At 78.5% G+C, this 956-nt stretch carries 1 protein-coding gene; it reads left to right on the forward strand.

Annotated elements, in window-relative coordinates; all coding sequences use genetic code 11:
* Window positions 1-279: 279 nt before the first annotated feature.
* On the forward strand, window positions 280-956 hold a 677-nt coding region (locus E2C05_RS32100; RefSeq protein WP_240046999.1), incomplete at its 3' end, for a sensor histidine kinase.

A 956-nucleotide genomic window follows, 5' to 3' on the forward strand; every position in this document is an offset into this window, starting at 1 on the left:
ACCCGGCGGCGCCGGGCGATGCCGAATGGCTGCTCCGCCTGCTGCCGCTGCCGGCGGGGGGCCAGGCGGCGCTGCTGCTGCTGGTCGGCGACCGCACCGCCGAGCGGCGGGCCGAGGCGAGGCTGGCGGCGGCGGCGCAGCTGGAGACCGTCGGGCGGCTTGCCGGCGGCATCGCGCATGACTTCAACAACCTGCTCACCGCCATCCTGGGCGGGGCGGAGGCGGCGCGCGCCGCCGACCTGCCCGCCGCCGCGGCGGCGGAGCTGGCGCAGGTGGAGGATGCGGCGCGGCGCCGCCCTGGTGAAGCAGCTTTTGGCCTATGCCCGGCAGCAGCGGCTGCAGCCCGAGGTGGTGGCGCTGAACGACCGCGTCGCCGGCATGGCGCCGCTGCTGCGCCGGCTGCTGGGCCAGGAGGTGCGGCTGGAGTTGGCGCTGGAGGAGCCGGCGCGGCGGGTGCGGGTGGACCCGACCGAGCTCGACCGGGTGATCATGAACCTGGCGGTGAATGCCCGGGATGCGATGCCGGGGGGCGGGACGCTGCGCATCGCCACCGGCCACCGCGTGGTGCTGCGGCCCGAGGGGGAGCGCGCCGGGGACCAGGCCGGGGCGGGGGCAGGCGACAGCGCCGTCCCGCCCGGCCGCTGGGTGGTGCTCGAGGTCGCCGATACCGGCCGCGGCATCCCGCCCGAGGTGCTGCCGCGGCTGTTCGAGCCCTTCTACACCACGCGGCTGGAGAAGGGCGGCACCGGCCTCGGCCTTGCCACCGTGCAGGGCGTGGTCACGCAGTCGGGCGGGCATGTGACGGTGGAGAGTCGGCCGGGCGAGGGCACCCGCTTTCGCATCCACCTGCCGCGGGAGGAGGCGCCGCTGTCGGCGCCGGCGCCGGCCCTTGCGCCGGCCACCCCGCCGCGCCCGGCCGGCGATCCCGCCTTGCCGCCCGCCGCGCCGGCCAGGCC

It is taken from the genome of Paracraurococcus ruber (genome assembly GCF_004353985.1).
GTDB lineage: Bacteria > Pseudomonadota > Alphaproteobacteria > Acetobacterales > Acetobacteraceae > Paracraurococcus > Paracraurococcus ruber.